This is a genomic window from Actinocrinis puniceicyclus (genome assembly GCF_018283645.1).
Taxonomy (GTDB): domain Bacteria; phylum Actinomycetota; class Actinomycetes; order Streptomycetales; family Catenulisporaceae; genus Actinocrinis; species Actinocrinis puniceicyclus.
Map to the genome: position 1 here is coordinate 1 of NZ_JAGSXH010000112.1, position 18,623 is coordinate 18,623.

Sequence of the window (18,623 nt, forward strand, 5' to 3'; positions counted from 1 at the left end):
AGACGACAGGGCGGCGGGGCAGCAAGGCGGCAGGGCACCGCTGTAACGTCGGCGCATGGCGAAGAACCGGTCGGTGATCCTCAGCCCGATGCCGGAGGAGGAGTTCGGCCCGTACCTCGAAAACGGCATCCGCGAGTACGCCCGGCAGAAGACGATCTCCGGGGAGTGGAGCGAGTACGAGGCGTTGCGGCTGTCCGAGGCCGACCACGAGCGGCTGCTTCCGGACGGCCTCAAGACGCCGGACCAGCACTTGTTCGTGGTCCGCGACGCGACGTGCGGTGAGCCGGTGGCCACGCTCTGGATCGCGCTGAGGCCCAAGGGCGCACTGGTCGAGGGCTACATCTACGACATCGAGGTGCATGAGCGGTGGCGCGGACAGGGATACGGCCGCGCGACGATGCTCGCCGGGATCGAGAAGGCGCGCGCGTTGGGCGCGCAGACCGTCGGCTTGCACGTCTTCGGGCACAACGCCCCCGCGCGCGCGCTGTACCGCTCGCTCGGCTTCGTCGAGACGAACGTGTCCATGTCGCTGGATTTGTAGAACCCTTACAAGCCCGTCGGCGCCGCTGGCCCGCGCCGACGCGCCGCGCAGCGATGAGATGCGAATGAGGGAGCGAATGTTCGGCGCGCCTGCAACAGCCCCCTGTTATTCGCGGTCCAGCTTAATTCATCGCACATGACCGGATATCGCCGCCGGTGGACGAATTTCGCCGCGGCGACGGAATTCCGCCGCGAGCCGCTCGCGCGATCAGTCTCGATATACCCCTTCGATTGTTGCGAAGCGGTCACGTCGGTAGCGAGTCAGTAGCCTGCTACCGATACTTGCGGTCAGAGGGGGTGGCTCGCCGCTGTCCGGCGGCTATGCCTGCGCGACCGCCCGTACTTTCCGGTGACTGATTGCGGTCTTTTCCGGCACATGGGACGAAAAAAAACCGATGCGAGTGTAAACGGCTACAGCGCCGCCGCGTTCACTCCCCGACGATGACTGCGTGGCGGCGGATCTGTTGGTGGTGGGTGGGTCGCCGACGCGTGCGTCCAACCGGGGTCGCGCCGGCTGGAAGACGAGCAACCGATACCACGAGAGGGGAAACGCCGTGCCCGAGCCGTTGTACTGCGCGATCGCCGTCGTCGACATCGAAGGATTCGGCAAACGCAACGACACCGACCAAGGGACGTTGCGCAGGGATCTGCACGCCGCGCTCGCCGAGGCGCTGGGCGCCGAAGGGGTGGACTGGTCGGCGCTCGACCCGAAGGACACCGGAGACGGGGCGATCCTGCGGATCCCGGCTTCCGTCCCGAAGACCGCCATCACCCGCGCGCTGTCCTGGAAGCTGCACACGGCGCTGGTGCGCCGCTGCCTGGCCGAGGTTCCCGTCGAGGAGATGCGGGTACGGGTCGCACTGCACGGCGGCGAGATCACCGAGGACGAGATCGGACTGCGCGGCACCGATCTGAACACCGCCTCCCGGCTGGTCGACGCTCAGCAGCTGCGCGACGTGCTGGCCGCGGCGGCGCGCTCGCACGTGGCCGTCATCGTCTCGGACGCCTGGTATCGGGCGGTCGTGCGGCACGGGTACGAGGGAATCGCCGCGGAGTCGTTCGCGCCGGTGCGGATCAGCATCAAGGAACTGCGGGAGACGGCCTGGGTCACGGTTCCGGGGCTGAGCACGCCGCCCGGGCTGCCACCCTTCGAACCCGATCAGGCGCCGTCCGCGCCCACCGGCGTCGCCCCCGCTGGATCGGCCGCGCAGGCTCCCGCCGCCCCTGGGTCGCGCAGCCTCGTGATCCACGGACCGGTTCAGGAGGTCACCCAGGGCGACAAGAACATCAAGAACATATATGGCGGTTTCGGCCCTAACGCGGCCGTGCGATGAGCAGCGAACCGCCTGCCGGGGCGGCACAGGCTCCGGGCCCGGCTCAGCCGGGCCCCGCGGGGGCCCAGCCGGACCAGGAGCCGAACGACCGCAACGCGGGTCAGTTCGCCGGCGGGACCGAAGACGAGGCGAGCCAGCGCACCGGCTTCGCGTCCGCCGCGGCCGGCAACCCGAACCGCAGTTCCGGATATCTCGGCCACCAGTACTCAGCGCAGCGCCAGTTCTTCGGCGGCTCGTTGCAGGAAGCCGTGATGGGCGACAAGAACGTCAACACGTTCTACTTCGGCGCCACCGATCGCCGGACCCTGCTTCACCATCCGCTCTCCGCGGAAGCGCTGGAGGAGACGCTGGCCTTCGTCGCGCCGCGCGACTATCCGCGCGTCGCCGCATTCGCCTCCGGGCGCCCGCTGACCGTGGTGATCGGCGCGGAGGGCTCAGGGCGCGCGGCCGCAGCGGTTCACCTGCTGGCCAACGGGACCGGGCGACGGGCCATCCATGTCGTGCATCCCGACACGGATCTCACACTGCTGCCCGGGGCACTGCCGAAGGGCACGGGCATCGTGCTGGCCGACATCACCGCCCGCGCGGCGGCGAGCCTGGACGATTTCGCGCTGCGGCAGCTGGTCGACTCGCTGACGGCCGCGGGCCAGAAGATGATCGTGACGGCGACGGACGGGCTGGCGTGGGGGGCGCGTGCGATGGCCGCGCACTGCGTGCCCCTGGGTCCGGCCCCGGACCCGGCGGCCGTGGTCGAGAAGCAGTTCCGCCGCCGTTTCGGCCCGTCCGAACAGGCCGCGGCCCGCGCGCTGCTCGGGCGCCGCGACGTGCGCGAACTGATCGCCGCGCACACCGGCGGCGGTCGGCCGATGTCGGACGCCGCCCTGCTGGCCACGCTTCTCGCGGACTGCGCGGGCGATCCCGAGCGGATGGCCGCCAACGCGGGAACGGGCATGAAGGGCAACGTGTCCGGCGAGATCGAGCGCTGGTTCGAGGAACTGGGCGACAGGCGGCAGGATCAGTTCTACGCGATCGCGCTGGCGGTGCTCAACGGCCTGCCGAACGAGAAGATCGCGGACGCGGGCAGGCAGCTCGGCCGGCTGCTGGCCCCGGAGGCGCCGGAACGGCGGGACGAGCAGAAGCCGGATCCCTTCACGGGCGGCAACCGGCTGCGTTTGCAGCGCGTGAACGCCGTCCAGATCCCGCGGCAACGCTCGCAGGGCGCCGACGAGTCCGGGGAACTGGTGGTGCGCTACCTCAGCCCCGACCGGCCCAGGCGGCTGCTCAATCACGTCTGGGAGCAGTACGACGAGGAGCGCGGCGCGCTGACCCGCTGGCTGCGCGAACTGGGCGCCAGCCCGCTCGAGGACGTGCACATCGGCACGGGGGTGGCCGTCGCGGCGCTGGCGATGAGTTCCTACGAGCACGTATTCCAGACGATCGTGCGTCCGTGGGCGCGTTCCCGCGACGCGGACCAGCAGGACGCCGCCGCGGTGACGTTGCAGACGCTCGGCGGCGACCCCCGCTTCGCCGCCCGGATCAAGTCCCTGATCGAGGAATGGGCACATCCGGACGCGGAGGTCTCCTTGCAGGCGTCCGCGGCCAGAGCGTACGGGTCACGGTTCGGAGCACAGCACATCGACGAGGCCGCCAGGGTTCTGTCTCAGTTGGCGGAGATCGACAGGTGGCCGGTGACCAGGGCTGTCGCCCGCAGTCTGACCGAACTGATCGCCACGGACACACCGGCCGTCACGGCGCGGGTGTTCAACCTGCTGGGCTCGTGGGTCAGCGGACGGAATCCGTCCGTGCGCTCCACGGGCCGTCTGGCCTTCCTCTTCGCGGCCGCCGATTTGGTCGTGCAGGTGCCGGAGGGGGTGTCCGGGCAGCGCGCGGCCGAGTGGCCCGCGCTGTTGCGGCTGGACCTGGAGCCCGGGTACTCGCCGATCATCCGTTATCTGTGGGCCAACGCGCTGGGCAGCGCGGATCTGCACGAGTCGGCCCGCGATGTGCTCACCGCCTGGGCCGAGAGCCTTGAGACGAACCGGCGCGGGTGCGATGCGCTGGCCCGGATGCTGGCCGGCTGCGCCTCGACGGACCGCACCCGGCTGATCCTGCACCGTCTGGCCGGCCGGTGGGCCGGGCGCGGCGGCGGCGGTCCCGCGCCGCGCGCCGGCGCCCTCCTCGCGGCGGCAGCAGCATCCTGAACGCACGGCATCAGCATCCTGAGCAGGGGAGAGAAGGAGACATGGCCGATCCATCCATCGCAGAGCCCGAGTTCGCGCCGGGGCAGTTGTTCAGCGGTCCGCACGCGCAGCCCGGGGCGCGCCGGCCACACGTCGTGCCCGGTGTCGCGCACGTCTTCGTCACGGCGGACGGGGAGTTCCTGGTCAGCACGCGCCGCCCGACCATGGGCGAGGCGTTCGCGGCGAAGCGCAGGTACGACGTGGACCTGCGCAACAAGGACAGCGACCTTTCCGGCGACGACCTGCCGACCCGGGAGAACGCCGTCTATTTCGAGTACCAGATCTCGTTGACGTGGCGCGTGCACGACCCCGTCGAGGTGCTGGAGCGCGGCATCTCGGACGCGGACACCGTGATCAAGCAGTCGCTGGTCCCGCAGATGCGCGACATCACCATGCAGATCGCCCCGGAGGACTGGCGCACCGCCGAGCGGAGCCTGAACAACCACTTCGCCGCCGGCCGGCAACTGCCGAACGGCATCACCGTGGTCAGCTTCGCCGCGCAGCTCAAGCTCGATTCCGACCTGCGTACGCATCTGACGACCATTACCGCGGTGAAGAACCAGCACCTTGTCGACAACCTCAACCGGCAGGCCGTGGAGGACGCGCTCCGCAGCGGCGACATGGGCATCGTGGTCGAATATCTGACCAAGAACACGGATGCCACGCGCGACGTGCTCAAGCTTTTCCTGGAGAGCCGTCTCGCGAACGAGCGCAACCGGCAGGAACTCGGCCGGCTGATGCTGGACAAGGTCGAGAAGGGCGCTTTCCAGGACATCGACGTGCAGTGGCTCCTCCAGCCGCTGCTGCCTCAGGGCGGCGGCTTCTCCGCGGCGCCGCAGCTGTTCGGGCCGACGCCGCCGGCGCTGACCGGCGGAACGCAGCCGCCACCGCCGATCGTCACCGCGCACGCGACCATCGGTATGTCGCCGGCCGCGCCGGCGGTGCAGCAGCCCGTGCCCGCTGCCACGCAGCAGTTCTCCACGGCCGCGACGTCAGCTGCGCAGCCCACCACGCCGCCCGCGGCTGGCCCGCCGGCCCCGCCTGCCGCACCCAAGGCACCCGCCGCACCCGCGCGGCCGCCCAAGCCTGCCGTCGGCGGAGTGATCGAGTGGGTAGACGTCGAGCAGAAGGGCGGGTCGTGACCAAGCCGCATCAGGGCTCGCAGCGTACCGACGTCATGTCGTACGGACCGCCACACGAGCGGGCCGCTTCGCACGCGCACGACGAGCGGCAACCACCGCTGCGCTACTGGTCGAACGGTCGGCGGCTGATCGCCGCGGCGCTGTGCGTGGCCGCCGCCGCGTTGCTGTCCGCGTCCTACTACCAGCCGCACCTGCGCCCGGCCTCCGTCATCGTCGTGATCCTCACGGGGGGAATCTTGTTCCGCTTATGGCCGCGCGGGAAGGCTTTCCCGCCCGACTCGAAGTCCCGGCGTCACCCCGGAGGCTTTCCGGCAATGGCACAACCGCCGCACGACAACGGCCAGAGCACTGGGATGCGCTCCGCGGCCGGTACCCAGATCCGGCTAAATCAGGATGCGCCGACGCCGCCGCAGAGTCCTGTCGGCGCCCGTCCGCCCGGGCCACGTCAGGATGTGTATCGCAACCCGCAGCAGGGCCCGCCGCGGCAGTCGCCGCCGAATCCGAATCAGGCGCTGCATCCGAATCAGGCGCTGCATCCAGGTCAGGCGCCGAACCCGAATCAGCCGCTGTATCCGCCGCGCGGTCCGAACCCGCTGCGCCCACTGGTCTTCGTCCGGCCGAGCGCTTACAGCACCGCGCAGTGGCGTCTGCCGCAGTTGCTCGCCCAGCCCGGTGTAACCGCCGACCAGGCATGCGTGGGCGACCTGGACGTGCGTGCCGCCTCCGTCGTGGGCCGAGGGCACCGGCACGCCGCGGGCCGGCCCCTGCCGCGCCAGGACGCTTTCCAGCTCGGCACCGCGCGCTGCGGCGGGCGCGGATATCTGCTGGTGGCGGTGGCCGACGGAACCTCCAGCGCCAAGTACGCGGACCTGGGCGCGTCGATCGCCGCCGTGGGCGCGGTCGGCTTCCTGCAGAACCGGCTGCAAGCGGACGCCGCTCCCGATGAGAAGTCGTGCGCGGAGATGTTCCAGTGGCTTGCCGACACGATCGCTTCCGTCGCGCAGCAGGAAGGGCACCGCCCCGGCGACTACACGACCACGCTCCTGGTGGCCGTGGTACCCGACGCGCCGACCGACCTCGGCGCCGGCCGCGAGGTGTTGCTGTGCTGGATCGGAGATTCGCCCGCGTGGCAGTTCAACGGCGACGGCTGGCACCAGGTGGCCGGGCACGCCAAGCAGGGTTACGACCAGAACACCCTTGATGCGAGCCTGCCCAGCGGTCCCCGGCTTTTCCAGCACACGACGATCCGGCTTGCGCCCGCAACCGCCCTGGCGCTGATGACCGACGGTCTGGGCGACGTGCTCACCAACGTCAGCAGCAGCCAGGCGGAGCTCGCCCGGCGCTGGGCGGCTCCCCCGCCGCTGCCCGAGTTCCTGCGCGACCTGGACTTCGACGCTCCCGGACAGGACGACGATCGCACCGCCGTGCTCGTGTGGTGCCCCGCGGGAAGGCAGGCGGCACCATGACGGCGGAACCGAAGTCGCCGTTCCCCCGCCGGGTTGACCGCACGCTGCTGGGCAGGCTGAGCAAGCCGATGGGCAGTCCGGGGCAGTGCCTGGCGGTCTACCGGCTGCTCGACCATCCGGGCTGGCTGTTCAAGCAGTACCGGCCCGAGCAACTGCGCCAAGCCGACGAGTTGCGGCTCAGCAGGCTGATCGCCCTGCCCGACAAGCTCACCGCCGCCGACCGGCGCCTGCTGCTCGGCCACACCTGCTGGCCGCAGACCCAGGTCCTGGACGGCAGGGTGACGATCGGTGTCGTCCTGCCCGAAGCCCCCTCGCACTACTTCGCCCGGCTGCTGGTCCCGGGCGGCACGCGCGAGCGCACCGCGCTGCTGCTCACCCAGCTCGCGTCGGACGAGGACGCCTTCGAACGGGTCGGCCTGACCCCGCCCACGCTCCCCCAGCGCCTGGCCGCCTGCACGGGCCTGATCGAGATCGGCGACCTGCTTGAGCGAAATAGCCTGATATACGGCGACTGGGGATACAAGAACGTCTTCTGGTCCCAGTTCGACCATTCGGTGTACTTCATCGACATAGACGCCTGTTCGTTCGGGCCACAGCCGTGGGTGCAGAGCCACGGCTTCACCGACCCGCAGACGCCGGAAGGCCGGCAGGTCGACACCTACACGGAGCGCTTCCGCTGCGCGATCGCGGTCGCCGCATGTCTCACCGGGACCCGGAAGCCGGCGCAGGCGATCTCCGGGCTGGCCCAGCTGTCCGCGGACGCGCGGGTGGTCCGGCTCGCCCCGGTCCTGAAGCAGATCGTCGGCTGCGCCGCGCGCTGCGACCGGCTGCCGATCGGTGAACTGCGCAAGGCGCTGTCGACTTCGAGCACGCCGAGTCCGGCCGCGACCGCGAGGCCCTCCCCGGCGCCCACGGCGCCCACGCGCTCAAACGACGGTACCAACATCCAAGGCTGGGTGCCCGTCCCACCGCGTCCCGCCGGAGGTCAGAACCCGCTTCCCAGGCAGACATCTTCGACGCCTCGCCGCAGCAGCAACGCTCCGTGGCCGGGAGCCGCGCCCCCCGACTACCGATCAGCCAGTCCCGTTTCGACCGCGAACGCGTTCACCGGCACCGCGACGGTGAGGACGCGCACGGCCGGCAGCGGTTCCGCCGCCACCCGGCCCCTGTCCACCTCGGCGCTGCGCCGCCACCAGAAGCGGCAACTGCGCATCACGCTCCTCGTCAGCGTACTGCTGCTCCTCATGGCCGCGGGCATCACCTCGCTGCTCGTCGCCGTGCTCTGATCCACCGATCCCTCAGGACGGAAAGTGAAGCCATGACCACCGACTCCGACTACTCGCCCGACGTCATTCGCGGCGAGGTGCGCCTCAAGTGCCTGCCGACCTACATCGTGCTGGACACCTCGTCGTCGATGAACGATCACGTCGAACTGCTCAACAAGAGCCTGCAGGACCTGCACAAGGTCACGTATCAGAACCCGGAGATCTCGGAGTTCGCACACATCTCCATCATCGTGTTCAACACCGAGGCGCACCTGGCGCTGCCCATGTCGGACATCAGCCAGGTCACCCAGCTGCCGCGGGTCGGCTGCGGCGGCCGCACCGAGTACGCGAAGGTCTTCGAACGCCTCCGGGAACGCATCGACATCGATGTGCCCGCGCTGCGCGCCGCCGACAAGCTGGTGCTGCGCCCTGCGGTGTTCTTCATGACCGACGGCGCCCCGACCGACGGCTTCACCGAGCAGAGCCGGCAGACCGACGAGCGGATCTGGAAGGCTGCCCTCAGCCGCCTCGTCGACCCGGACTGGGAACGGCACCCGCACGTGGTGACCTTCGGATTCGGCTCGGCGAACGAGCACGTGCTCGGGACCGTGGCCACGCTCCAGGCGTTCATCGCCGAGGACGGCGCGGACCAGTCGGATGCGCTGACCGACGTGTTCACGTTCCTGCTGCGGACCCTGTCGATCTCGGCCACCAGGAACAACTTCGTGGTGCCGACCGCCATGGAGGGCTACCGGGCGGTCGAGCTGGAGGAGATCTCCTGAGACGCCACCGATGAGACGTCGTCGGCCCGCCCCGGGAAACTCTCCCGGAGCGGGCCGACAATGTATCTGAATGCTGAGCCGTATCTGAATGCTGAGCCGTATCTGAATGCTGAGCCGTATCTGTGTGCTGAGCCGCGCCGACTACGCGTCGCCGCCGGTCGGACCGGTGCCCGCCGCCTTCACGTCGTGCAGCTGGTAGCGGTTGATCGCCTCGCTGATCGCCTCGCGCTTGACCTCGCCGCGCTTGGCCAGCTGGCTGAGCACCGCGACGACCACCGACTCGGCGTCGATGTGGAAGAACCGGCGCGCAGCGCCGCGGGTGTCGGCGAAGCCGAAGCCGTCAGCGCCGAGCGAGGTGTAGTCGCCGGGCACCCACTGCGCGATCTGGTCCGGCACCGCGCGCATCCAGTCCGAGACCGCGACGATCGGGCCGGGTACGTTCCCCAGCACACGCGTCACGTACGGCACACGCGACTCCTGATCGGGATAGAGCAGGTTGTGCTGATCCACCGCGAGCGCGTCCCGCCGCAACTCGGTCCACGAGGTCGCAGACCACACGTCCGCGGCCACGCCCCAGTCGTCGGCGAGCAGTTGCTGCGCCTTGAGCGCCCAGGGCAGCCCGACACCGGAAGCCAGGATCTGCGCCCTCGGCCGCTCCTCGGCGCCCTCGGCAGCAGCCCGGTACCGATACAGGCCCTTGAGCAGTCCGTCCACGTCGATGTCCGGCGGCTCGGCAGGCTGCTGATTCGGCTCGTTGTAGACGGTGATGTAGTAGAACACGTCCTCGCCGTGCGGGTGCTCGGTCGAGGAGCCGTACATCCGCCGCAGACCGTCCTGCACGATGTGGCTGATCTCGAACCCGTAGGCCGGGTCGTAGGCGACGACCGCGGGATTCGTGGACGCGATCAGGTGCGAGTGCCCGTCCGCGTGCTGGAGCCCCTCGCCGGTCAGCGTGGTGCGCCCGGCGGTGGCGCCGAGCACGAAGCCGCGGCCCATCTGGTCGGCGAACTGCCAGAACTGGTCGCCGGTGCGCTGGAAACCGAACATCGAGTAGAAGATGTAGATCGGGATCATCGGCACGCCGTGCGTCGCGTACGAGGTGCCCGCGGCGACCAGCGAAGCGGTCGCGCCGGCCTCGCTGATGCCCTCGTGCAGGATCTGGCCCTGCTTGCTCTCCTTGTACGACAGCAGCAGTTCGCGGTCCACGGCCTCGTAGGTCTGACCCAGCGGGGAGTAGATCTTCGCGGTCGGGAACAGCGAGTCCATGCCGAAGGTGCGGGCCTCGTCCGGGATGATCGGCACGAAGTGGGCGCCGATCTCCTTGTCCTTCATCAGGTCCTTGAGCAGACGGACGAAGGCCATGGTGGTGGCGACGGCCTGCTTGCCCGAACCCTTCTTCAGGTCCGCGTAGACCGGGTCGCCGGGCAGCTTGAGCGGCTTGGCCCGCAGAACCCGCTGCGGCAGGTACCCGCCGAGGGCCGCGCGCCGCTCCTTGAGGTACGCGACCTCCTCCGAGTTCTCACCCGGATGGAAGTACGGCGGCAGGTCGGCTTCCAGTTCCTTGTCCGTGATCGGCAGGTGCAGCCGGTCGCGGAACTCCTTGAGCTCGGCCTTGGTCAGCTTCTTCATCTGGTGCGTGGCGTTGCGGCCCTCGAAGTCCTTGCCGAGGGTCCAGCCCTTGATCGTGTGCGCCAGGATGACGGTCGGCTGCCCGACGTGCTCACGCGCCGCCTTGAACGCCGCGTAGACCTTGCGGTAGTCATGCCCGCCGCGCGAGAGGCGGCGCAGGTCGTCGTCGCTCATCCCGGCGACCATCTTGCGCAGCCGGGCGTCGCCGCCGAAGAAGTTCTCCCGGATGTACGCGCCGGTCTCCACGGAGTACGTCTGGAACTGGCCGTCCGGGGTGGTGTTCATCTTGTTGACCAGCACGCCGTCGACGTCCTGGGTCAGCAGCGGGTCCCAGTCGCGGCCCCAGATGACCTTGATCACGTTCCAGCCGGCGCCGCGGAAGGTGGACTCGAGCTCCTGAATGATCTTGCCGTTCCCGCGCACCGGCCCGTCGAGCCGCTGCAGGTTGCAGTTGATCACGAAGGTCAGGTTGTCGAGTTCCTCCCGCGCCGCGATGGACAGCGCGCCGAGCGACTCGGGCTCGTCCGTCTCCCCGTCGCCGAGGAACGCCCACACGTGCGAGCGCGAGGTGTCGGCCAGGCCCCGGCTGTAGAGGTACTTGTTGAACCGGGCCTGGTAGATCGCGCTGATCGGGCCGAGACCCATCGAGACGGTCGGGTACTCCCAGAAGTCCGGCATCAGCCGCGGGTGCGGATAGGAGGGCAGGCCGGGCGTGTGGCTGTGCTCCTGCCGGAAGCCGTCCAGGTGCGCCTCGGTCAGCCGGCCTTCGAGGAAGGCCCGCGAGTAGATGCCGGGCGCCGCGTGGCCCTGGAAGTAGACCTGGTCGCCCGCCTCGCCGTGGTCCTTGCCGCGGAAGAAGTGGTTGAAGCCCACCTCGTACAGCGACGCGGCCGAGGCGTAGGTGGCGATGTGGCCGCCGACACCCATCCCGGGCCGGTTCGCCCGCGACACCATGATCGCGGCGTTCCATCTGATGAACGCGCGGATGCGCCGCTCGATGTCCTCGTCGCCGGGGAACCAGGGCTCCCCTTCCGGCGGGATGGTGTTGATGTAGTCCGTGGAGCGCAGGCCGGGCACGCCGACCTGCTTCTCCCGGGCCCTCTCCAGCAGACGGAGCATCAGGTAACGAGCCCGCTGCCGCCCCTGCTCGTTGATGACGGCGTCCAGCGACTCCAGCCACTCCCCGGTTTCGTTCGGGTCGATGTCCGGGAGCTGGGTGGGAAGACCGTCGCTGATGATCGAGAAACGCTCTCGTCCGGAAGCCACGCTCATCCTTCACTTCGTTCTTGGGGCGCCGTTCGGCCGTCCCGCGCTTCTGGCGCGGAGGCGGAGGGCGACGCCGGCCTCGGCTGTATCGCTAGGAGACCGCGACGCGCCGGGTAGCGCCGCACAGATCTCGCACAGTTCCCCTCATCGTCTAATGCGGAAGGGGGCGGCGTCATCTCTACTCGGCAGTAACTAGTGTGAAACGGTACATAGAGGGACTCGGACGGGCGCAAAGACCCCCTATCAGTCCGATGATCGGACATCCATGCATCCGCGCGGCCTTCCGACCGCTCCCCTGCCAACGACGGCTCGCTACAGCCGAGCGGCCTATCTTGTCGCTCGGATCCAGCAACGGGACGTTCGACCGGTTGGCAATCGCCGCATTCCGAGGTGGAATGCAGTCAGTACGCGGCCGGGACGTGACCACACGGCCCCCGACAGGCACTGCTTGTCGATTCCGGGTCGAGTCTCCGCGGGCCGGCGTCGCGTACCGCCCCATCCCTACGACTCCACCCTCAAGGAACTACGCAGCGAGAGGCGGCTCGAATGCGTGCATCGATCGGCGATCGGCTCCACATCCACACGAACCACGTCGGCGTGGAAGACCAGTACGGCAGGATCGTTGAGATCCGCGGTGCCAACGGCGCACCGCCCTACCTGGTCGAATTCCCGGACGGTCACACGAGCCTGGTCTTCCCCGGGCCCGACGCGGTGATCGAACCCGGTAACCAGGCCCACAAGACGGCGCGCGGTGTGCGCCCGAGCAGGCGCGTCCACACTCGGGCCGGCTGGTAGCCCCTGTTGCAGCGTCTGCCGGGCAGGTGCGCAGGCTCGGCCCGACTGCGCGGTTCACGCACCGGCACGTGCCACGTGGTAGGTGGCACGCGGTCCGGTGCCCGGCGCGCCGACCACCAGGTCGGCGCGCCGCCGCGTTCCCGGCGTAAACGCTTGCGGCCAGCTCGCGGCCCGCTGCGCAACTCGTCGCCGCACCGCGGATATCCACAGAAGGGTGCAGGGTACTTGCGTCACGGCCGCGGCACGTGTGGACTACTGATGGAAAGTAACCCGTCGGCAGCTCGGCGGGTCACCCGCGACAGGGAAGCACTTGGGCCGGTAGGTCCCGAGCCTGAACATGGAGGGAAGTTACGTGAGCGCGACCGCGGACCACGCGGATCCTGCACAGGTCTTGCCCGGCACGGCGTCCGAGGCGCCGGCCGACTCGCAGCCCGCATCCCGGCTCGGCTTCACCGCCGGCCAGGTGGTCCAGGAGATCGGCTATGACGAGGACGCCGACGAGGCGCTGCGCGAATCGATCGAGTTGGTGACCGGTTCCGAACTCGTCGACGAGGACTACGAAGACGTCGTCGACGCCGTCCTGCTGTGGTATCGGGAGGACGACGGCGACTTGGTGGACGTCCTGGTGGACGCGCTCACCGCGCTCGCCGACGGCGGCCACATCTGGCTGTTGACGCCCAAGGCCGGGCGCACCGGCCACATCGAGCCCAGCGACATCGGCGAGGCCGCGCCGACCGCGGGCCTGTCCCAGACCAGCTCCGTGTCCGCGAGCCGGGATTGGGCGGGCACCCGGCTGGTCGCCCCGCGCGCCCGCGCCGGGAAGCGGTGATCCTGCCGCCGACCGCCGACTGCACTCCGCGTGGCCGCCGTCTGCCGACGCGCGGCCGCGACGTCACGGCCATTGCGGCGGCGGCGGCTGCGGCTGCGGCTGCGGCTGCGGCTGTTGCGGACGTGATATCCCACGCCGCCGCCGATTCGACATGTGGTCTTGTACGCGGGCAGGCACGCGGCCACGGTTCGCCGCGCGCGACCGCCGCCTGTCCTCTTCCGCACGCTCCCGCACTGTCCCGTCCACGCCCCCTCTAAGACCGTGAGCGCTGACTTGAGCCTGTCTTCTGCCGACGCCCCCGCGGACGGCTTCCCCGCGCCCGATTTCACCCTCACCGATCAGCACGGCGTCGACTGTTCTCTGTCCGATGAGCTCAAGCAGCGGCCCGTGCTGGTGGTCTTCTACCCGTATGCCTTCTCCCGCATCTGCGGCGGCGAGTTGCGGGAGCTCCAGGCCTCCCTTGGCGAGTTCGAGGGCAGGGGCATAAGCGTGTTCGCGGTCTCCTGCGACCCGATGTTCTCCCTGCGCGTTTACGCGGAGCAGGAAGGGTTCACCTTTCCGCTGCTGTCGGACTTCTGGCCACATGGCGGCGTGGCGCGCGCCTACGGCGTTTTCGACGAGACGAAGGGCTGTGCGCTGCGTGGCTCGTTCCTGATCGGGCAGGACGGCGTCGTGCAGTGGTCGGTGGTCAATCCGATCAGTGAGGGTCGGCCGCTGTCGGCGTATCTGGATGCCCTGACCGCGCATTGAACCGGGCGCGCTGACCTGACGCCCGCGATGCGCTCGTTCTGAGCGAGTCCGTGCGCCGCCCTTACGCCGTCCGTACGGCAACCTGCTGGCAGCGTGCGGCGGCGTGCGGGCGGCGGAGCGGCCTGTGCCTCAGCGCGGGAACTTGCGCCGACCTGCGCACACGCGCCGCGCGCGCTCCGGTTATGTCATCCGCACTCCGCTCCCGCGACGCTTCGTAAGGCGCGATACTGATTTTCCATCAGTTGAAAGGGGCGGACATGGCGGGGATCGACTGGTCCAGCGGCGGTGAGGCGCCGTTCAGCAGGATAGGCATGTCCTCGACGACGAGCGAGGTGTCGCTCACTCAGCACGGCGCGATCGCGGGCACGCTGCGCGTGAACCTGCGCTGGAACCAGGCGGCCACTGGCAGCGGACGCGGCGCTCGGCGCGGCCTGCTCGCGGCGCGGCGCACGGAGAGCGTCGGTCTCGGCGACAGCCGCGGCGTCGACTTGGACCTGGGCTGCCTCTACGAGTTCACCGACGGTCAGCTGGGCGTGATCCAGGCGGTGGGCCGCCGCAGTGGCGACTACGCGCGCGAGCCGTTCATCCGGCTCGACCGCGACGACCGGATCGGTTCGTCGACCGGCGAGAATCTCTTCATCAACATGGACCAGAGCGCGCACTTCAAGCGCATCCTCGTCTTCGTCATGGTGGCCAGCGGCACGGACGATCTCACCCGCGTCGGCGCGGTCGTGACGATCTACCCGACCGCCGGTCCGGCCCTGGAGATCCGCCTGGAGGGCTCCGCGTCCGCTCCGTCCCCAGCCCGCAGCTGCGCGGTCGCCCAGATCCGCCGCCAGGGCCCCGAGATGGTGGTACGCCGCGAACTGCGCTATTTCCCCGGCTACCAGAGCGAGATCGACAAGTACTACAACTGGGGTCTGCGCTGGGCTCGCGGCCCCGGCAAAGCCTGGCTCTGAGCCGCGGGCGCGTTTTGAGCGCTCCGTACGCCACACGGTAGGCTCTCGCCGACGGGCACATAGCTCAGCGGTAGAGCGCTGCTCTTACAAAGCAGAGGTCGGCGGTTCGAGACCGTCTGTGCCCACAGCGATTGACCAGCACCGCCCTGCTGGAGCTCAAGAACCTGGCCGACCACGCGCAAGCCGCCGGGCATACGAGCGTGGACCGGCAGAAGAAGGCGACGCTGGTCCATCGGCTGCGCTCGGCCGCCCTGTACGGCGCCGACACCGCGGGAACCGGGAAGGCGAGAGACAAGGAACGAGCCCTCGCCCGCCGGCTGCGCGACCGGCAACGCGACTACCTGCGCTTCCTCGACGACGGATTCGCAGTGCCCTTCGACAATAATGCCGCAGAAGTGCGACACGATGTCGCACGTTTTTGAGTGGTTACACAGATGGGAGGGCCGAGCGTTGACGTATATGTCGATGTCGGTGGTGTAGCCCGGGCCAGTGCTCAAGGCCCGTCCCCGCCCGGACGTGCGTCGCTGGTAACGGCGGGGTGCGAAGCTGCGGGCAGAAGCCCAAGGGCTCCCGTTCCATCCGGGGGTTACAGGCAAGGGGAAGGCCGGGCGGGTGAACGCAAGTGAACCCTCGTTGATGCCCCGTTAGGTTGAGCCCCCTTGGCGATGGAATGCAGGGCGGGGGTTGAGGACTGGCCGTTGTGAAACGGCGGGTGCCGGCCAGGGATTCGGCACTGGTCGGGAGAGCACCACCGTCCCGGGGTCGAGAGGGCACCCAATCCGGCCGTGTCTCAAGCGTGCGGAACGTGACAATCCCGTCATGGTCCGGACATCACCGGTGTCCGGTAGGCCGACCGTGAGGAAGGCTTCAACTCCCTGGCGGGCGCAGGATGACCCAAGAAGCGAATGCCGGTGCGCCGAAAGGCGACGGGAATACCCAGGACACGCAGGCCCCGGCCCTTCCGTCGGGGGTCCGGGAGCAACCGGCCGGATACCGGGCCTGGTGCCCGGGCCCGAAAGGGCGCCCACGTGGGTCGGGTGAGCCTGCGCAGAACTGATGACCACAGCAGCCGGAACCGAAGGGCACGTTGGACGCCATGCTGATGACCACGACCGCGGGTGCGGCGCTGGACGGTGCGGTGAACGGACCGGAGGACGATCCGACGGACTGGTTCGAGATCGACTGGGACCAGGCCGAACAGGACGTACGGCGGCTAAGGCAGCGGATCTTCGCGGCGTCGCAGGCCGGGGACCTGAAACAGGTCCGCAATCTGCAAAAGCTGATGCTGCGTTCCCGCGCGAACGCTCTGGTGAGCGTGCGACGGGTCGCGCAGATCAATACCGGCCGCAAGACCCCGGGCATCGATGGTCAGACGGCGCTGCTGGCGTCTCAGAAGGCCGAACTGGCCGACTGGGCGCAGCACCGCTCGAAGCTGTGGACGGCCCGGCCGGTCAAGCGGGTGTTCATCCCGAAGGCGGGATCGACGAAACTGCGGGCGCTCGGCATTCCCGTCATCCGCGACCGTGCATTGCAAGCTATTGCTGTCAATGCTCTGGAACCGGAGTGGGAGGCGAGGTTCGAGCCGAAGTCCTATGGCTTCCGGCCCGGGCGCAGCTGTCAGGACGCCATTGCCGCGATCTTCTGGACCGTGGCGGGCACCCGCACCAAGCGCCGCTGGGCGCTGGACGCGGATCTGAAAGCCGCCTTCGACCGCGTCGATCACGACCACGTCCTCGGCCTGCTCGGCGCATTCCCCGCCCGCGCGGCGGTGGCCGGGTGGCTCAAGGCGGGTGTGATCGGCAAGGACGGGTTCGCCCCGACCGACGAGGGGACCCCGCAAGGCGGGGTCATCAGTCCCTTGTTATTTAATGTCGCGCTGCACGGGATGGAGGGAGCGGCCGGGGCCGCCTACCGATGGAATCCCTATAGGGAATCCGAAGAATCGGTCACCGGAACCCCGGTGCTGGTGAGGTACGCAGACGACTTCGTGGTGCTGTGTGACAGCCGGGAACAGGCCGAACAGGTCAAGACCGACCTCACACCGTGGCTGGCGGCCCGGGGACTGGCGTTCAACGAGGACAAGACCCGTGTGGTCCACCTCGTCCTGTTGACTGAACTACGGTTGGTGTTTCCGCAGCTCATTGGCTATGTGTGCGGGGTTGCTGCTACCTTCGCGGCGTGATTGGCGATGGTGGTTGCGAGCGGGATCTGGCGGCTTTGGTTGTGCCTCGTGTCGGTGGGTTGCTCGCACTGTCACAGGGTTCTGGTGAGCCGTATCGGTTGGTGGATGCCGCTGGTTGCGGCGTGGCGCCGGTGGGTGCGTTCTTCCGCGAGTTGTTGGCCTCGGGTCGTTCGGCGGCGACGGTTCGTTCCTACGGGATGGATTTGTTGCGGTGGTGGAGGTTTCTGGCCGCGGTTGACGTGGGCTGGGATCGCGCGAGTCGTATCGAGGCCCGGGATTTCAGTTGCTGGATCCAGGCGACGGTCAAGCCTGGGCGGGGCGCGGGCGGCTCGCCGGCGGTCGGGTACGTAGCCGGGGCGGCGAACGCGGTGACGGGAAAGACATCGCCGGGCGCCGGGTATGCGGCGGCGACCGTCGCGCACAGCGAGAGCGTGCTTCGGGTGTTCTACGACTTTCACCTGGAGACGGGCAACGGCCCGTTGGTCAACCCGTTCCCGTTGGATCGCTCCCGGCGTGCGGGGCGCGCGAACGCCCATCACAATCCGATGGGCGAGTTCCGCCGGGAGCGGGCGGGGCGGTACCGGCCGCGGGTGGCTGAGCGCATCCCGCGGGGTATCCCGGACGAGAAGTTCGATGAGATCTTCGCGGCGCTCGGCTCGGATCGGGACCGGGCGCTTGTCGCGTTCTGGATATCCACCGGGGCGCGGGCTTCGGAACTGCTGGGGATGTGTACCGGAGATGTTGACCCGGGCCAGCAGCTGATCACGGTCACGCGCAAGGGCACGCGCGCGGTCCAGCAGATCCCGGCGTCACCTGATGCGTTCGTGCATCTGAGGATCTATCAACACGCGATGCGGGCACTGGTGCCGTCAGGCCGCGACCAGGCGCTGTGGTGGACATCGCGCCGTCCGTACCGGGCGTTGACCTATCACGCGGCGCACCGCATGTTCGAGCGCGTCAACGCTTGTCTGGGGTCGAATTGGACCCTGCACGACCTGCGTCATGCTGCGGCCCGGCGGATGGCCGGCGACCCGAACCTGCCGTTGACGCACGTACAAGCCGTGATGGGACACGCACATCTGAGCACGACCGAGCGGTACCTGGCTCCCGGCCGTGACGAAGTGATCACGCAGGTCCTGGCGCACCACGCACGGCAAGCCGACCGGCGTGAGCAGTCATCACCCCCGCCGCCGCCCGGGCCGGGATATGACCCCCGATCGTTGGAGATCTTGTTCGGCAGGCCGGGTACGGCGGCGTGACGGCTGTGGGCGAGGGCGCTCGGGCGCGGACCGGTCCCGCCACGCCACCTGTCCGCGGCCCGGGCGCAGCATCCGCCCGCGCCGCGCGGGAGAGCGCATCGAGCAGGGAAAGCGGCCTGGCCTTGGGGGTCGTTGCGGCGCGGCACCGGTTTCCGCCTCGAGCGGCCGAGAGTTCGTGGTACCAC

Annotated in this window: 15 protein-coding genes and 1 tRNA gene; 15 read left to right on the forward strand and 1 reads right to left on the reverse strand. The window is 69.3% G+C overall.

Annotation, left to right across the window (positions count from 1 at the left end; all coding sequences use genetic code 11):
- Positions 1 to 55 precede the first annotated feature (55 nt).
- The 7 genes from KGA66_RS23225 (at position 56) to KGA66_RS23255 (ending at position 8,769) form a co-directional block, all read left to right on the forward strand.
- Entirely contained in the window at positions 56 to 541 is a 486-nt protein-coding gene (locus tag KGA66_RS23225; protein ID WP_211470601.1) for a GNAT family N-acetyltransferase, read from the forward strand.
- A gap of 553 nt (positions 542 to 1,094) precedes the next feature.
- Positions 1,095 to 1,874: a hypothetical protein gene (locus KGA66_RS23230; RefSeq protein WP_211470603.1), complete on the forward strand. Its 780-nt coding sequence runs from the start codon at positions 1,095 to 1,097 to the stop codon at positions 1,872 to 1,874.
- A complete protein-coding gene (locus tag KGA66_RS23235) occupies positions 1,871 to 4,075 on the forward strand; it encodes a hypothetical protein (RefSeq protein ID WP_211470605.1) in 2,205 nt (734 codons plus the stop codon). The genes KGA66_RS23230 and KGA66_RS23235 overlap by 4 nt, the downstream gene beginning before the upstream one ends.
- 41 nt (positions 4,076 to 4,116) lie before the next feature.
- Entirely contained in the window at positions 4,117 to 5,256 is a 1,140-nt protein-coding gene (locus KGA66_RS23240) for a hypothetical protein (RefSeq protein ID WP_211470607.1), read from the forward strand.
- Positions 5,253 to 6,722: a PP2C family serine/threonine-protein phosphatase gene (locus KGA66_RS23245; protein ID WP_211470609.1), complete on the forward strand. Its 1,470-nt coding sequence runs from the start codon at positions 5,253 to 5,255 to the stop codon at positions 6,720 to 6,722. The genes KGA66_RS23240 and KGA66_RS23245 overlap by 4 nt, the downstream gene beginning before the upstream one ends.
- The gene (locus KGA66_RS23250) at positions 6,719 to 8,008 is read left to right on the forward strand and encodes a hypothetical protein (RefSeq protein ID WP_211470611.1); all 1,290 of its coding nucleotides are present in this window, start codon (positions 6,719 to 6,721) and stop codon (positions 8,006 to 8,008) included. Before KGA66_RS23245 ends, KGA66_RS23250 begins: the two co-directional genes overlap by 4 nt.
- A 32-nt stretch (positions 8,009 to 8,040) precedes the next feature.
- Complete coding sequence (locus KGA66_RS23255; protein ID WP_211470613.1) at positions 8,041 to 8,769, forward strand: vWA domain-containing protein; 729 nt, start codon at positions 8,041 to 8,043, stop codon at positions 8,767 to 8,769.
- A 141-nt stretch (positions 8,770 to 8,910) separates the two neighbouring features.
- Here the strand turns inward: KGA66_RS23255 and aceE are convergent, their stop codons facing one another.
- Entirely contained in the window at positions 8,911 to 11,664 is a 2,754-nt protein-coding gene (aceE, locus tag KGA66_RS23260; RefSeq protein ID WP_211470615.1) for a pyruvate dehydrogenase (acetyl-transferring), homodimeric type, read from the reverse strand.
- 546 nt (positions 11,665 to 12,210) lie between these two features.
- On the opposite strand from aceE, the gene KGA66_RS23265 reads away from it, so the two are divergent.
- The 8 genes from KGA66_RS23265 (at position 12,211) to KGA66_RS23300 (ending at position 18,438) form a co-directional block, all read left to right on the forward strand.
- Positions 12,211 to 12,459 carry a DUF1918 domain-containing protein gene (locus tag KGA66_RS23265; protein WP_211470617.1) on the forward strand — a complete coding sequence of 83 codons (249 nt, stop codon included), beginning with the start codon at positions 12,211 to 12,213 and terminating at the stop codon, positions 12,457 to 12,459.
- Positions 12,460 to 12,850: 391 nt separating this feature from the next.
- The gene (locus tag KGA66_RS23270; protein WP_246508406.1) at positions 12,851 to 13,288 is read left to right on the forward strand and encodes a DUF3052 domain-containing protein; all 438 of its coding nucleotides are present in this window, start codon (positions 12,851 to 12,853) and stop codon (positions 13,286 to 13,288) included.
- Between the two features lie 261 nt (positions 13,289 to 13,549).
- Positions 13,550 to 14,038, forward strand: coding sequence for a peroxiredoxin (locus tag KGA66_RS23275; protein WP_211470621.1), 489 nt, complete (start codon positions 13,550 to 13,552; stop codon positions 14,036 to 14,038).
- Positions 14,039 to 14,295: 257 nt separating this feature from the next.
- On the forward strand, positions 14,296 to 14,997 hold the full coding sequence (locus KGA66_RS23280) for a hypothetical protein (protein ID WP_211470623.1): 702 nt from the start codon (positions 14,296 to 14,298) through the stop codon (positions 14,995 to 14,997).
- A gap of 53 nt (positions 14,998 to 15,050) precedes the next feature.
- Positions 15,051 to 15,122 (forward strand) — tRNA-Val (locus KGA66_RS23285).
- Positions 15,123 to 15,128: 6 nt separating this feature from the next.
- A complete protein-coding gene (locus KGA66_RS23290; protein WP_211470625.1) occupies positions 15,129 to 15,419 on the forward strand; it encodes a transposase in 291 nt (96 codons plus the stop codon).
- 674 nt (positions 15,420 to 16,093) lie between these two features.
- A complete protein-coding gene (locus KGA66_RS23295; RefSeq protein ID WP_246508410.1) occupies positions 16,094 to 17,179 on the forward strand; it encodes a reverse transcriptase domain-containing protein in 1,086 nt (361 codons plus the stop codon).
- Positions 17,176 to 18,438 (forward strand): tyrosine-type recombinase/integrase, encoded by a 1,263-nt coding sequence (locus KGA66_RS23300; protein ID WP_438822074.1) that lies wholly within the window; start codon positions 17,176 to 17,178, stop codon positions 18,436 to 18,438. Before KGA66_RS23295 ends, KGA66_RS23300 begins: the two co-directional genes overlap by 4 nt.
- Positions 18,439 to 18,623: the final 185 nt, after the last annotated feature.

Coding starts and splice junctions, on each gene's coding strand:
- KGA66_RS23295 (WP_246508410.1), top strand. CDS start 16,094: ATGCTGATGACCACGACCGCGGGTGCGGCGCTGGACGGTGCGGTGAAC.
- KGA66_RS23265 (WP_211470617.1), top strand. CDS start 12,211: ATGCGTGCATCGATCGGCGATCGGCTCCACATCCACACGAACCACGTC.
- KGA66_RS23235 (WP_211470605.1), top strand. CDS start 1,871: ATGAGCAGCGAACCGCCTGCCGGGGCGGCACAGGCTCCGGGCCCGGCT.
- KGA66_RS23280 (WP_211470623.1), top strand. CDS start 14,296: ATGGCGGGGATCGACTGGTCCAGCGGCGGTGAGGCGCCGTTCAGCAGG.
- KGA66_RS23250 (WP_211470611.1), top strand. CDS start 6,719: ATGACGGCGGAACCGAAGTCGCCGTTCCCCCGCCGGGTTGACCGCACG.
- KGA66_RS23255 (WP_211470613.1), top strand. CDS start 8,041: ATGACCACCGACTCCGACTACTCGCCCGACGTCATTCGCGGCGAGGTG.
- KGA66_RS23225 (WP_211470601.1), top strand. CDS start 56: ATGGCGAAGAACCGGTCGGTGATCCTCAGCCCGATGCCGGAGGAGGAG.
- KGA66_RS23240 (WP_211470607.1), top strand. CDS start 4,117: ATGGCCGATCCATCCATCGCAGAGCCCGAGTTCGCGCCGGGGCAGTTG.